The organism is Paenibacillus ihumii (genome assembly GCF_001403875.1).
GTDB classification, from domain to species: Bacteria; Bacillota; Bacilli; order Paenibacillales; family Paenibacillaceae; genus Fontibacillus; species Fontibacillus ihumii.
This window is the reverse complement of the sequence record NZ_LN884299.1, coordinates 3,302,510-3,316,102: the sequence shown is the minus strand read 5'-3', so window position 1 is coordinate 3,316,102 and position 13,593 is coordinate 3,302,510. Positions and strand designations below refer to the sequence as shown.

Genomic DNA, 13,593 nt, shown 5'->3' with positions numbered 1-13,593 from the left:
ACAACATTTTGACTACCCCTGACCGTATTAGTGTAAATGTTGAAATTTACGGTACATCTTATAAAATCGTGGGGAGCAGCGCCGACTATATGAAAGAGGTTGCTCGCCGCGTCGATCATCACATGCAATCCATAGCTAAAGTGTACTCCCATTTAGATACGCCGCGCCTTGCAGTGCTGGCTGCCGTTCGTATGGCCGAAGAGGCCATGAAGGCGGAGCAGCTCAAGGAGGAGCTTCGGAAGATGGAACAGGAGAAAGCGGACCTTGCCCAGGAAATCTCCGTTATGCAGGCGCTGCAATCCAAGCAGGAGAAAGCCCACCAGCAGCTGCAGGAGGAGCATCATCAGCTGAAGAGCGACAAGAAGGCGGCCTCAGAGCAGCTCGCCAAGGCGGAGACGGCGCTTAAGGAGCAGGAGGCGGATGCTCGCAAGCTTAACGCGAGAATTAGCGATCTGGAGCGCGAGCTGAAGGAGCAGAGGGCAAGCTCGTCCCAGCTTCAGGCGAAGCTGCGCGGGACGGAGCAGGAAGCGAAGCGGGAGAAGGAGGAGCGAGCGAAGCTTGCCGAGCAGCTGAAGGGAGCTGTGCAGCGCGAGCAGAGCGCCAGATCTTCCGAGCAGCGTTTGAAGGAGAATTTGGCGAAGCTTGAGCAGCAGACGAAGAGCCTCCAGCAGTCGCTGCAAGCGGCTGAAGCCGAGAGGAAGCGGCAGCAGGGGCTGCTGGATGAAGCTAAGTCACGCGAGGAGAAGCTGCGCGCGGAGGCTGCCGAAGCGGTTCAGAACGAGAAATCTTGGCAGAGGCTGGCGGAGAAGCGCAATGAGGAGATTAGCCGCCTTGAGATTAGCCTGCTGGAGTCCAACGGACTTGTAGAGCAGCTGCAGGCCGAGCTGGGCTCGGCGAAGAAGGAAGCGGCGGCTGCACAGGAGAGCCTAGAAGGCGAGCAGGCTCATTCCGCCAAGCTGAAGAAGGAAGCGGAGTTCCTGAAATCCGAATTGGACCGGATCAAGCGGGAGCATGAGAGCACTCTGCAATCAGCAGGGACGACCGCACAAGAGAATTCCCGCCTACGGGAGGAAGTGAAGGAGCTTGGCGATAAGCTGACCGACCTGGAGCGGGAATTGCAGGGCTACGTCAATCTGGCCGAGGAGCAGGAGAGCTCCCGTCTGGCTGCGGAACAGAGAGAGCAGGAGTGGAGGAAGCAGCTTGCTGCCGCCGAACAAGAGCTCGCCTCCTGGCGCGAGACGGAAGCCGATCTCCAGCGACAGCTGCAGGAATGGCAGCAGCAGTGTGCGGCAGGCGGGGAGCAGGTTATGGATTTGTCCTCGCAATACCGCGAGCTTGAAGAAGAGAAGCAGAGGCTGGAGGAGCAGCTGAAGGAAATATCGGGCAGCTATGAGATCGTATCCCATGAATACAGACTGCTGCAGACGGCCCGGGAGATGGAGCGCGAGGGAATGGAGAAGACGAAGGAGGAGTATGATCGTCTGAAGGAAGACTATACGAAGCTCCAGACCGAGTTCAATGAGTGGATCGAGCTGATCGAGCAGTCAGGAAATGAATAATGGCAAACGAAAGAGCCCTCGGATTGACCGAAGGCTCTTCGTTATGGCTTATTCTTCGACGATCAGCTTGGAGACCATGGTGGAGTGGCCTGCACCGCACATAATCGAGCAGGCGATTTCGAACTCTCCCGCTTCTTTAGGAACGACGACCTTGGATTGGCTCTTGCCCTTCAGCTCAACCTTCAGTCCAGGAATGATGATGCCGTGATTTCCCTCTACATTCTTGAACGTAATTTTGACCGGTGTATCCTTCTTCACACGATACTCTTCTTGATCGAATTTGAAGTTTGTCGCCTCAATGACAATTTCCGATTCAGGCTTCAGATTGCTCTCCTCGGCACCGCTGCTGGAGCCGCCGCTGCCGCAAGCAGCCAGGATAACCAATAACACAGAACTAAGCATTAAAGCAATAGCCTTTTTCATGAATATCCCCCTTAATACGAAGTATTTTGTGACAAATTTATTTATATCATAGCGCAAAAAAACTCGGCACGAATGCCAAGGTTTTGAAATATTCATGAACTCTTTCCAGCAACGCAGACAGCCCCCTGCTTAAAAGCAGGGAGCTGTCTGCAGGCCATGCTGCGCGGAGGCTAGCGGCCTGATCTATCCTTTGCCGCATTAAACGGCGAGCCGACCGGGATGAACAAGTCGATGATCCCGATGACGAGGGCAGCCAGCAGCGCTCCGAGGATCGATACGGATACGCCTGCGATGATGAACTGGGCCAGCCAGATCACCAGAGCGCTGGCAAGGAAGCCGACGATACCGCGGCCGAAAGGAGTGACTCTTTTTCCGAAGATCCCCTCAATGGCCCATCCGAGCAGCGCAATAACCAGAGCAAGCAGAAGGGCGCTGCCAAATCCGCCTACGCTGAATTGCGGGACGAGCCAGCCTACGACGAGCAGTACCAGAGCAGATACGATGAAACGAACGACGTGTCCCAAGAAATTCATGGCACGAGGCCTCCTTTAATCAAGTTAACGTTTCGTATACGTGTATATAATGTTCCGTAAATCCATTTCTTATGTGTGCTACTTTGCAAAATGGCGTAAAATGTGCGATTTCGCTATAATAGGAGTTGTTCAAAACGCTCCATTTTGATCACGCCGCAATATTAGAACATAGTCCCGAGGGGAGTTGTGATCGTTTTTGGATGAGAAAATTTTCAAAACGATGGAATATCATAAAATCATAGATATGCTTGTAAAATACGCCCAGACCTCGCTTGGAAAGGCTGCTGCTGAACGCCTGAGCCCCGTGTCCGATCTCGAAGAAGTCAAGCGGCTGCTGCAGGCAACGGATGAAGCCTTCAAGGTAGATCGCCTGAAAGGGGCGCCGTCCTTCGGCGGCATCGTCGATATGATGCCTGCGGTAAAGCGGGCCCGCATCGGCGGCACATTGAATCCGCACGAGCTGCTGGGTATTGCAACGACGCTTGAGGGCTCGCGCCGGGTGAAGCGGTACATCGCGAACATCCATGAGGATGAACCGGTAGAACTGCTGTTTACGCTAAGCGATATGCTCAGCGAGCAGAAGACGCTGGAGGATCAAATCAAGCGCTGCATCGACGAGAGCGCCGAGGTGCTTGATTCAGCCAGCCCGGAGCTGGCGCAAATCCGCCGTGAGCTTCGCGGCGGCGAGGTGCGGATCCGGGAGAAGCTCGACGCGATGATCCGCTCCTCCAGCGTAGCCAAGATGCTTCAGGATCAGTTGATCACGATCCGGGGCGACCGCTTCGTCATTCCCGTGAAGGCGGAATACCGCGCGCACTTCGGCGGCATCGTCCATGACCAGTCCGGCTCGGGGGCGACTCTGTTTATCGAGCCTGAATCGATCGTGGCGATGAACAACAAGCTGCGTGAGACGAGGCTGAAGGAAGAGCGGGAAATTGAAGTGATTCTGCAGAAGCTGACCGCACAGGTCGGCGAGCAGGCTGAACTGCTTGGGTACGATAGCGACGTGCTGGCCCAGCTGGACTTCATATTTGCCAAGGCCCGCCTGGCAAGGGAGATGCGGGCCTCGCTGCCGCGCATGAACGACAGGGGCTTCCTCAAGCTGAAGAAGGGCCGTCATCCGCTCATTCCCGCCGAACAGGTCGTCCCGATCGATGTGGAGCTGGGCAACCAGTATACCTCCATCATCGTAACGGGACCGAACACGGGAGGGAAGACGGTTACCCTCAAGACGATCGGGCTGCTGAGCCTGATGGCGATGTCGGGCCTGTTCGTCCCTGCGGAGGATGGCAGCCAGCTCTGCGTATTCGATGCGATCTATGCCGATATCGGCGATGAACAGAGCATTGAACAGAGCCTGAGTACGTTTTCCAGCCATATGACGAACATCATTTCCATCCTGCGCCGCATGACGGCCAAGAGCCTGGTGCTGCTGGACGAAGTCGGCGCAGGCACGGATCCCGCTGAGGGCTCCGCGCTTGCCATTGCCATCCTGGAGCATATCCACTCGCTTGGCTGCCGCATGGTGGCCAGCACGCACTACAGCGAGCTCAAAGCATATGCATATGAGCGCAAAGGCGTTATTAACGCCAGCATGGAATTCGACGTGAATACGCTCAGTCCGACCTATCGCCTGCTCGTGGGCGTTCCTGGCCGAAGCAATGCGTTTGCCATCGCCGAGCGGCTGGGCTTGTCGGAGCAGATTCTCGATTTCGCGCGCGGCGAGGTCAAGGAAGAGGATTTACGCGTCGAGCACATGATTGCATCCCTCGAAGAGAACCGCCTTGGAGCCGAGCAGGAACGGGAGACGGCGGAGCGTCTGCGGAGAGAGCTCGAGGAGCTGCGGAAGCGGCATGAAGCCGAGCTGGACAAGCTGACGCGCGAGCGCGATAGACGGATCGAGAAGGCCGAGGAAGAGGCGAGAGCGATCGTGGCCAAAGCGCGCAGCGAAGCCGAGCGGATCATCGAGGAGCTGCGGAAGCTTGCGCTTGAAGAGGGCGCCTCGGTGAAGGAGCATAAGCTGATCGCTGCCCGGAAGGAGCTGGAGGAGGCTGAGCCGAAGCGGAAGAAGAGCGGACCGGCTCGCCAAGCAGGTAAGGCCCCGCGCAAAATCGAGCCCGGTGACGAGGTTATGGTCTACAGCCTGAACCAGAAGGGGCATGTTGTAGAGCTTGCCGGCAGCAAGGAGGCGCTCGTTCAGCTGGGAATTATGAAGATGAAGGTCAGCCTGGATGACCTGGAGCTGATCGCTGCTCCATCCGCAGCCAAGGCCGCCCAGAAGATCGTAACGAACGTCAAGCGGACGCGCGACGAGAATGTGCGCAGCGAACTGGATCTCAGGGGCGCCAATTTGGAGGAGGCGCTGATCGAGGTGGATCGCTTTATTGATGAAGCTTACCTTGCTAATTTGGGTCAGATTTATATCATTCACGGCAAGGGAACAGGAATATTGCGGACCGGCATATCGGACTATCTCCGCAAGCATAAACATATTAAGAGCTATCGGCTGGGCAATTATGGAGAAGGCGGCACGGGTGTCACGGTAGCCGAGCTGAAATAAGCGGGAGGTGCGAAGGCGAATTGGCTGGGAATATTGAACCTTTGCTGGAGCAGCCGTTTGGGCTGATGATCGGTTATTTATCCATCGCAGTGCTGGAATTGATCGTGTTCTTGTCCTGCTTCGAATTGGTGGCCAAGTATCGGTGCTGGCAGGAAATCAAGCAGGGAAATCTGGCGGCATCGATCGCTACGGGCGGCAAAATTTTCGGCATCAGCAACGTCATTCGTTATGCCGCTGTTCACACCCCGATCTATGAATTCATGATCTGGTCCTTGGTCGGGGCCGTGCTGCTCTTTGCAGCTTATATTTTGTTTGAATTTCTGACCCCTGTGTTCCGCATCGATGAGGAGATAGCGAACGGCAATGTCGCTGTAGGATTCATAGCGATGTCCGTGTCCGTATCGGTATCTTTCCTGATCGGGGCCTGCATAGGTTAGGGGGGTGCGTCATGAGAAATTTTATTAAGAACCTGACAAGCGTGATATTTGTGGCCGCCATATTGTTCCTGATCGGCGGAATCGTATTTCTGTGGAAGTCATAAGGAGGAAGAAAGGACGGGTTGTGTATGGAGACGACCATTTGTCCCTGGTGCCAAACTGAAATAGTGTGGGACGAGGAGCTTGGAGCGGAAGAGGAATGCCCTTATTGCCATAATGAGCTGAAGGGCTACCGCACCTTGAATATCCAGCTTGGCGATGAGGAGGAGTTCGAGGAGGAAGCGGACGGCGACGGGCCGGATGCGGATTATTGGGAGGAAAGCGACAACGCGCATATTGACGCGATTCGCCGCGTTGAGAGCTTTGTGGCCGGAGGCGGCGATCTGCTGGCCTATGAATCCGGCGTGGAGAAAGTGCTCGACGGGCAGGATGAGGTGCCGGAATGTCCGCACTGCCGGGAATATATGCTCCATGCAGGGCAGCAGACGATTAGCGATAGCTCGTTCGAGCCAATTGTTCCTAAAGGCATGACAGCCCCGCTGCTGTCCGGTACGGCGAAGCTTAACGTATTTGTATGTTCGGCCTGCTTTAGCGTAAGCCGGTTTTTGGCCGAGGAGGATCGGAATACATTGATTCGTAAAGTGAGTGAAAAAGCATGATTGGATCATGCTTTTTTCTTTTTTGGGCATCCTTACAGGGGAAATTACCGAACCTCTGGAGGAGCAAGCATGAAGAGCCCGTTGAACCAACAATGCAAATTGCTGTTAGCCGTCAATAGTTTATTCGTGCTCGCCGGAGCGTTGTCCGGCACTTTTCTCAACGTATATTTATGGAAGTTCAGGCAGGACTTCGCGATGATCGGCTGGTTCGCCTTCAGCCAGCAGCTGGCCATCGGCCTTACGTTCTGGGTGGCGGGCAAATGGGTGAAGGAACGGGATAAAATGTTCATTCTGCGGCTCGGAATCGTCATTTCGGGATTGTTCTATTTGCTGGTGCTGGCCAGCGGCACCCGCATGATCTATTATATTTGGCCGCTTGGCATCGTGTCCGGCATCGGGGTAGGCCTCTTCTGGCTGGCGTTTAACGTCGTTTACTTCGAAGTGACCGACAGGAATAACCGGGATCTCTTCAACGGCTGGGTCGGAATCATGGGCTCGGTGATCGGGATTATCGGACCCTGGCTGTCCGGATGGCTCATCTCGGCTATGCCTGGAGAACGGGGGTACCGGATGATTTTTACGATATCTCTGATTGTGTATGCGGGAGGCGTTCTGCTCAGCTTTCGATTGAAAAAACGGAAGAGGGGGAGGGATTACCGCTGGCTGGAGCCCGTACGGCGAATGAAGCCCGGCAGCCCCTGGAGGGAGGCAGTTCCCGCTTCTATCGCTTACGGTCTCAGGGAAGGGGTGTTCTTGTTCCTGATCAATTTACTCGTCTACATCAATACAACCTCGGAATGGAGAGTGGGCCAATATATGCTGATCACCTCTCTGGTATCCTTAATCAGCTACTGGGCTGCGGGCAAATGGATTGCCATCCGGCACCGCTGGGCAGAGATGCTGATCGGGGCCATTATGATGACGCTGGCTGTCATTCCTTTATTGTGGAAGGTGAGCTATGCCGCCTTGATTATTTTTGGCGTAGGCACCGCATTGTTCATGCCCCTTTACATTATCCCGATGATTTCATCTGTGTTCGATTTAATGGGACGGGAGACAGGAGATGCTGATTATCGTGTAGAATTGACCGTCCTGCGTGAAATCAGCATGATGTTCGGAAGACTGGCAGGGATCATCATCTTTATCTGGTTTTATTCCCGTTCCCCGCAAATGACAACGGTGTTGTGGCTGATGGCTGGACTGGGAGCAGCTCCGCTCATCAGCTGGCTTGCGATGCGGAGGCTGCTGACCGCTTAAGGGCCAGCTGTCTTATGTCCAGCCGCTGGAGATGCGCTATCGCTTGACAGCAGAAGCAGGCTTTGAGCTTCGCTGCAGCGAGAACCATTCCATGTCAGGCCGTGCTTTCCCGGCAATCACATCGGTTATCATTTCAGCAGCAATCAGGCTGTACACGGTACCATTTCCTCCATAGCCCTCCACAAAATAACAGCGGGGATATTCCGGGTGAGTGCCGATGAATGGAAGTCCGTCCCGGCTTTGTCCGAAAACCGCGCCCCACGCATAGGCCGCCTTCAGCTCTCGCTTATCCGGAAACAAGCCGTGCAGCCTCTTCAGCAGCTGCTCGCCTTGATGCAGGTAGCGGGCTTTGTCCAGCTTTCCACCGCTCAGCGGCTCGTCAAGTCCTCCAATCATGATACGGTTGTCCGGGGTTGTTCTCAGGTATAGATAAGGCCGGGCCGTCTCCCAGATGAGGCAGCGCTCGAACCAATCGTTAAACTGCCTGACGGGCTCGGTAACCATGACATAGCTCGATGTCAGATATGCCCCTTTTGCCTTGTGAAATTGCTGCGTCTCATACCCTGTCGCAAAGATAACATGCTTGGCCTGGATCATATGCTTACCTGCCCGGCAGAGCACGCTATGCTCCCGAAAATCAAAGCCGGTCGCTTCCGTATTCTCGAAGACGGCAACACCCCGGGAAATGGCGGCCTCGATCAGTCCATGAACAAAAGCAAAGGGATTTCCTTCCGCACTCGCATGATGAAAGATGGCACCAGGCTTATGGAACGGAAAGCGTTCGGCGATAAGCGCGGCGTCCCACCATTCCACAGGAAAACGGTATTTCCGGAGCGTATGATATTCCTCGTAAAGGCTCCTTGTATCCTCCTCCGTGCTTGCATAATAGAGACTGCTCCTGTGAATAAAACGGGCCTCCTCCCCCAGGCTATGACTAAGCCTGATCAGCTTGTCCACGGCCTCGCGGCACATTCCGTAAAATCGGACAGCCGGCTCTTCGCCGAAGGTGTGGATCATTGCGGTCAGCATTTTGTCGTTCGTAAATTGCAGCAATCCCGTATTGGCCAGGGTACTTCCGGACGCTATCGTCCTTTTGTCGATCAATACCGCATTTATGCCGGATTCGGCGAGGAGATATGCGCATAATGCACCGCTGATGCCTCCGCCGATGATCAGGCAGTCGCAGGACAGGCTTTGCTGGAGAGCGGGGTATAATGCGGTATCAGGTAAATTTGTTTCTTGCCAGGCAAAATTTCCGCTGTGCAGCTTCATCATCGGCTACTGCTCCTTTGCGATATTTTAATTATGCTGATTATGCCAGAGATATTACTTTAAAAGAATGCACAAAAAATATCGTCATATGTATAAGGTTTGAACTTTTAGGGGGCCCTACATATCCATGGTTCAGCTGGACATAATATCCCTGATGTGAACGAATCCACACACAGGAGGTAACCGTATATGAACGCATCGCAAATGCAGCCGCTGACGGCTAAGGAACTAGAGTATATTTCCGATTCGATTTCCAATGAGGAGATGCTGCTGAAAATGACGGCGGCCGCTTCTGCGGTATCTCAGAATCCTAGTGTCCAGAGTGTGATCTCACGCCAAATCAGCGCCCATGAGCAGCATATGAATCAGCTTATTCAGGCGCTTTCGCAGCATCAGCCGCTAGCACCGGCCCAAGCCCATTAAAATCAAACGAACAGGAGGAGTTTTTCTTGACGCCTACTTCTCAATCTCAGCATATGAACCTGCTTCCCGAGGAGGATCTGCTGAACTTCATTCTGGCCGACCTGAAGCGGACCGTTCGGGAGTATACAACAGCGACCACAGAGTCCTCATGCCCTTCCGTACGTCAAATGTTCACTCAATTGACGGACAGCACGCTACAGCTTCAGGGCCAGTTATACCAGCTGATGAGCAGTCAGAACATGTACTCGGCTCCGTCAAAGGCCAGCCGCACGGAGATAGACAAGAAGCTTCAGGAGGCCCAGCAGACCCAGCAGAAGCTGCAGCAGTTCACGCAGCAGCGCACGTCGCAGTTTGGGGGCAACGTACAGGCATCGCAGCCTAATGCTCAGCCGAATGTAGGGAACCGCACATATAGTTGATTCACCCGCTTGAGGCCTGGCTCAAGCAGAGCAGGGTGAAGGAACCGTCCGCATGAGGGAATAACTCCTGAAACGGACGGTTTTTCTTTGCAGGATTCCTAAATTCATGTAATATTAATATTAAATTTAGATTCCGGTGAGTAAGCGGGTAAGCTTCCGTCCCACCGGAACAGCGCTGGAGGATGAAGCATGAAACCACTAAGCGAATTGAAGCTGAAAGTGCTGGACCTATTGAAGGAAGATGCTCGAAGAAGCCCTGCTCTTCTGGCAACCTTGCTTGGCGTTACCGAGGATGAGGTAACTGAGGCGATCGCGGAGCTTGAGGAAGATAACGTTATTGTGAAATATGCGACGGTCATCAACTCAGGCAAATTGGATGATGAGAAGGTAACCGCCCTGATCGAGGTGCAGATTACTCCCGAGCGAGGACGCGGATTCGAAGCGATTGCCGAGCGCGTCTATTTGTTCCCGCAGGTCAAATCGGTGTATCTCATGTCTGGAGCTTACGACTTGCTGGTAGAAGTCGAGGGCCGCACGTTGAAAGAGGTGGCGAGCTTCGTCTCTGACAAGCTATCGACACTGGAGTCCGTGCTCTCCACCAAGACGCATTTCATACTTAAGAAGTACAAACAGGACGGCATTATCTTTGAAGATCCTGAAGAGGATCGCCGTCTTATGATTTCTCCGTAAAGGAAGTAGTGTTATGACAATACAATCGCAACAACCATCGGATAGATCAATGCTATCTTATTTGGCTCCAAGGGTAAGAGAGATTCAGCCCTCCGGTATTCGGAAATTCTTCGATCTGGCCAGCGGCAATAAAGATATCATTACCCTGGGTGTGGGCGAGCCCGACTTCATTACGCCTTGGCATGTCCGGGAAGCCTGCGTTTATTCATTGGAGAGGGGCTATACCAGCTACACATCCAATGCAGGCACCCCAGAGCTGAGGGAAGCCATTGCAGAGTATTTGCACAACGGATTTGACCTGAATTATGATCCTAAGGATGAAATTCTGGTTACGGTTGGCGGCAGTGAAGCGATTGACTTGGCGCTTCGCGCACTGATTGAGCCTGGGGATGAAATTCTCGTTCCTGCCCCCTGCTATATTTCCTATTCTCCGATATCATTTATCGGCGGCGGAATTCCTGTGGAAATCGAGACTTATGCAAAGGATAACTTCAAGCTGAAGGCGGAGCATTTGCAAGCGAAGATCACGCCGCGTTCGAAGGTGCTCATCCTGAACTACCCGAGCAATCCGACGGGCGGGATCATGACCTATGAGGATTGGCTTCCCATTGCCAAGCTAGTTGAGAAGCATGATCTGATCGTTATTTCTGACGAAATTTATGCCGAGCTTACCTACGGCGGGAAGCATGTCAGCTTCGCATCCCTCCCGGGGATGAAGGATCGCACGATTCTTGTCAACGGCTTCTCTAAGGCCTTCGCTATGACCGGCTGGAGAATGGGATATGCCTGCGGCCACCCGGAACTGATTTATGCCATGCTCAAAATCCATCAATACACGGTGATGTGCGCTCCGGTCATGGGACAGGTAGCCGCGCTAGAAGCCTTGAAGAATGGATTGGAGGAGAAGGATCAGATGGTCGAATCCTATAATCAGCGAAGAAGGCTGATTGTTCAAGGGCTTCGCGACATCGGATTATCCTGCCATGAGCCTCAGGGAGCGTTTTACGCTTTTCCTGGAATAGAAGCTACTGGACTTAGCTCGGATGAATTTGCCCAGCGCCTGCTGCTGGAAGCCAAGGTGGCAGCCGTACCTGGCACCGCCTTTGGCGCCGGGGGCGAAGGGTACCTGCGGTGCTCCTATGCGACTTCGGTCAATCACATTAACGAAGCGCTCGACCGGATGGGAAAATTCGTACAAAAATTGAAGCAGGGCTAAGCTTCCGAGGAACATGTAAATGGAGGTATTTGCCAGAACTTTCATTTATTATTTGATCGTTGTCCAATAATCATGTTATAATTTGATTTTGGAAGAGGTTGAGTTTCTCAGGGAGGGATATCTTTTGTTTTGTGGTGAATACAACATGCCGTACGAGACAGGCGGTTATATTGCTGAAGGCAGTGAGACGAATCAATGGATGGACGAAGAAGGCCGGACGATATCACCACAAGCATTGACATTGGAGGATGAAATCCAACTGCTCCGTGCTAGAATGGAAGAAATTTTTCTAGAGGAGAAGTCTTTTACCTCGGAAATTGTCATCGAAATCAGCAGTTTGCTTGATTTGAAGATTAATGAATTTATGAAGAGCCAGAAAGCGAAATAATCCGGCTCGTTAATCGATAGTATCCTGCGCACAGAGGGGATCCGCTTACGGATTCCCTCTTTTACTTTCCTGCATTAGGAAGCCTGGGGCCAGATCGTCAGAGCGATTTATGGTATATTGGACATATATCAATTTGATGTGTAAAAGGAATATTGGTGAATGGAGGATGCAAGGTGAATTTATATACAAGAAGCGGCGATACGGGACAGACCTCCATCATCGGGGGCAGAGTAGACAAGGATGATACGCGGATCGAGGCCTATGGAACCATCGATGAGCTCAACAGTTTTGTCGGGCAAGCTGCCAGCCTGATGGATTCCGAAGCATTCGCTGATCTAAAGGCAGAGCTGCTGCAGATTCAGCATGAGCTGTTCGATTGCGGATCTGATTTGGCTTATGCCAGGCTGAGCGAGGATCGGTATAAAGTCGGGGCGGAGCTGGCTGAACGGCTGGAAGCATGGATCGACCGCCACGAAAGCAGCAACCCGCCGCTAGAGAAGTTCATTTTGCCTGGAGGGAGCCCTTTGGCCGCCGCGCTGCATGTGTGCCGGACAATATGCCGCCGTGCCGAGCGCAGAACCGTTACTCTGGGCAGAGAGCATGAGATCAATCCCGAAGTGCTTACTTATTTGAATCGGCTGTCCGATTACTTCTTCGCTGCAGCTCGTGCGGCAAACGCCCTTCTGCAGGTCGAGGATACGGAATATGTCCGCAGTGCGAAGGTGTTCGGTCGAAAATCATGACTCAATATTATGACCCGATTGTATTTGTAGTAACGGAGGAGGAGGCAGGCTGGCAGCTCAAGAAGGTGCTGCAGAGGCGGCTTGGCGTATCCAGGAAGCTGATGTCGAGACTGAAGCTTACGGAGAAGGGAATTACGCTGAACGGAGAAAGGGTGTACATCAGCGTACCGGTGAAGACCGGGGATATAGCCGCGATTTCTCTGGAGAAGGAGACGTCTGAGGATATCCTGCCGCAGCCGATTCCTTTCGATTGTATTTATGAGGATGATGCTCTGCTAATCGTTAATAAGTCGCCGGGAATCATCGTTCATCCGACGCACGGGCATTATACCGATACCTTGGCGAATGGGGTCGTCCATTATTGGCGGGAAAAGGGCGAGATGTTCCGCTTCAGGCCGGTGCATCGTCTGGATCAGGAGACGAGCGGCGTGCTGGCCATTGCCAAGAACGCTTACGTGCATCAGCATATTTCCGAGCAGATGATCGCGGGGCAGGTAGATAAGAAATATGTGGCGTTCGTGCATGGAACTCCTGAGCCGCTGAAAGGAACGATTGAAGGGCCGATTGATCGTGATCCGGAGGAGCCGCATCGCCGGATTGTCACCCCTGCTGGTTACCCGGCCCTCACCTATTATGCCACTATCCGGGGGATGGGTCCGGCCTCTAAGGTTGAGCTGCGGCTTGGAACGGGCCGGACGCATCAGATCCGGGTGCATATGACCTCGATCGGACACCCGCTTATCGGGGACAAGCTATATCGCTTTCCGGACAATCCGGAGGAAGGGGACACAGAAGCGCGTGTAGCTGTTCAGGACAGGACTCTGGATGCTCTGATTCAGCGCCAGGCTCTGCATGCCTCCGAGCTGGCCTTTCGCCATCCGTTAACCGGGGAGCATATGGTCTTCCATGCGCCATTCCCGCCGGATATGCAGTGTCTGGAGCAGGCTTTGACCGCTATGATTTGAAGCCTGCCCAGCGGCTGTCACGGTCCCCGGCGGCTATTTGCAATACCTT

Annotated in this window: 15 protein-coding genes; 12 read left to right on the top strand and 3 right to left on the bottom strand. The window is 53.6% G+C overall.

The window, feature by feature from the left end:
• The first annotated feature begins 8 nt into the window (after positions 1–8).
• Positions 9–1,559, top strand: coding sequence for a cell division protein ZapA (locus BN2762_RS22145; protein ID WP_055109025.1), 1,551 nt, complete (start codon positions 9–11; stop codon positions 1,557–1,559).
• A gap of 48 nt (positions 1,560–1,607) precedes the next feature.
• Here the strand turns inward: BN2762_RS22145 and BN2762_RS22140 are convergent, their stop codons facing one another.
• Together BN2762_RS22140 and BN2762_RS22135 are read right to left on the bottom strand one after the other, a co-directional pair.
• Entirely contained in the window at positions 1,608–1,982 is a 375-nt protein-coding gene (locus tag BN2762_RS22140; protein ID WP_055109024.1) for a cupredoxin domain-containing protein, read from the bottom strand.
• 170 nt (positions 1,983–2,152) lie between these two features.
• Positions 2,153–2,515, bottom strand: coding sequence for a phage holin family protein (locus BN2762_RS22135; RefSeq protein ID WP_055109023.1), 363 nt, complete (start codon positions 2,513–2,515; stop codon positions 2,153–2,155).
• A gap of 196 nt (positions 2,516–2,711) precedes the next feature.
• Here BN2762_RS22135 and BN2762_RS22130 point away from each other — a divergent pair, with 196 nt between their 5' ends.
• From BN2762_RS22130 to BN2762_RS22115, 4 genes are all read left to right on the top strand, one after another.
• On the top strand, positions 2,712–5,075 hold the full coding sequence (locus BN2762_RS22130; RefSeq protein ID WP_055109022.1) for an endonuclease MutS2: 2,364 nt from the start codon (positions 2,712–2,714) through the stop codon (positions 5,073–5,075).
• 65 nt (positions 5,076–5,140) lie between these two features.
• Positions 5,141–5,512, top strand: coding sequence for a DUF350 domain-containing protein (locus BN2762_RS22125; protein ID WP_055110286.1), 372 nt, complete (start codon positions 5,141–5,143; stop codon positions 5,510–5,512).
• A gap of 128 nt (positions 5,513–5,640) precedes the next feature.
• Positions 5,641–6,171: a hypothetical protein gene (locus tag BN2762_RS22120; RefSeq protein WP_055109021.1), complete on the top strand. Its 531-nt coding sequence runs from the start codon at positions 5,641–5,643 to the stop codon at positions 6,169–6,171.
• A gap of 69 nt (positions 6,172–6,240) precedes the next feature.
• Entirely contained in the window at positions 6,241–7,428 is a 1,188-nt protein-coding gene (locus BN2762_RS22115) for an MFS transporter (protein ID WP_055109020.1), read from the top strand.
• A 36-nt stretch (positions 7,429–7,464) separates the two neighbouring features.
• Here the strand turns inward: BN2762_RS22115 and BN2762_RS22110 are convergent, their stop codons facing one another.
• Positions 7,465–8,703 (bottom strand): NAD(P)/FAD-dependent oxidoreductase, encoded by a 1,239-nt coding sequence (locus tag BN2762_RS22110; RefSeq protein WP_316246819.1) that lies wholly within the window; start codon positions 8,701–8,703, stop codon positions 7,465–7,467.
• A gap of 186 nt (positions 8,704–8,889) precedes the next feature.
• On the opposite strand from BN2762_RS22110, the gene BN2762_RS22105 reads away from it, so the two are divergent.
• From BN2762_RS22105 to BN2762_RS22075, 7 genes are all read left to right on the top strand, one after another.
• Positions 8,890–9,123, top strand: a complete 234-nt coding sequence (locus tag BN2762_RS22105) for a hypothetical protein (protein WP_055109019.1) — start codon at positions 8,890–8,892, stop codon at positions 9,121–9,123.
• 53 nt (positions 9,124–9,176) lie between these two features.
• On the top strand, positions 9,177–9,542 hold the full coding sequence (locus tag BN2762_RS22100; RefSeq protein ID WP_055110282.1) for a spore coat protein: 366 nt from the start codon (positions 9,177–9,179) through the stop codon (positions 9,540–9,542).
• Positions 9,543–9,731: 189 nt separating this feature from the next.
• Positions 9,732–10,232, top strand: a complete 501-nt coding sequence (locus BN2762_RS22095) for an Lrp/AsnC family transcriptional regulator (RefSeq protein ID WP_055109018.1) — start codon at positions 9,732–9,734, stop codon at positions 10,230–10,232.
• Positions 10,233–10,245: 13 nt separating this feature from the next.
• Positions 10,246–11,448: an aminotransferase class I/II-fold pyridoxal phosphate-dependent enzyme gene (locus tag BN2762_RS22090; RefSeq protein WP_055109017.1), complete on the top strand. Its 1,203-nt coding sequence runs from the start codon at positions 10,246–10,248 to the stop codon at positions 11,446–11,448.
• Positions 11,449–11,572: 124 nt separating this feature from the next.
• Positions 11,573–11,836 carry an aspartyl-phosphate phosphatase Spo0E family protein gene (locus tag BN2762_RS22085; protein ID WP_055109016.1) on the top strand — a complete coding sequence of 88 codons (264 nt, stop codon included), beginning with the start codon at positions 11,573–11,575 and terminating at the stop codon, positions 11,834–11,836.
• Between the two features lie 173 nt (positions 11,837–12,009).
• Entirely contained in the window at positions 12,010–12,579 is a 570-nt protein-coding gene (locus BN2762_RS22080; protein ID WP_055109015.1) for a cob(I)yrinic acid a,c-diamide adenosyltransferase, read from the top strand.
• Positions 12,576–13,544, top strand: coding sequence for an RluA family pseudouridine synthase (locus tag BN2762_RS22075; RefSeq protein WP_083485076.1), 969 nt, complete (start codon positions 12,576–12,578; stop codon positions 13,542–13,544). The genes BN2762_RS22080 and BN2762_RS22075 overlap by 4 nt, the downstream gene beginning before the upstream one ends.
• Positions 13,545–13,593: the final 49 nt, after the last annotated feature.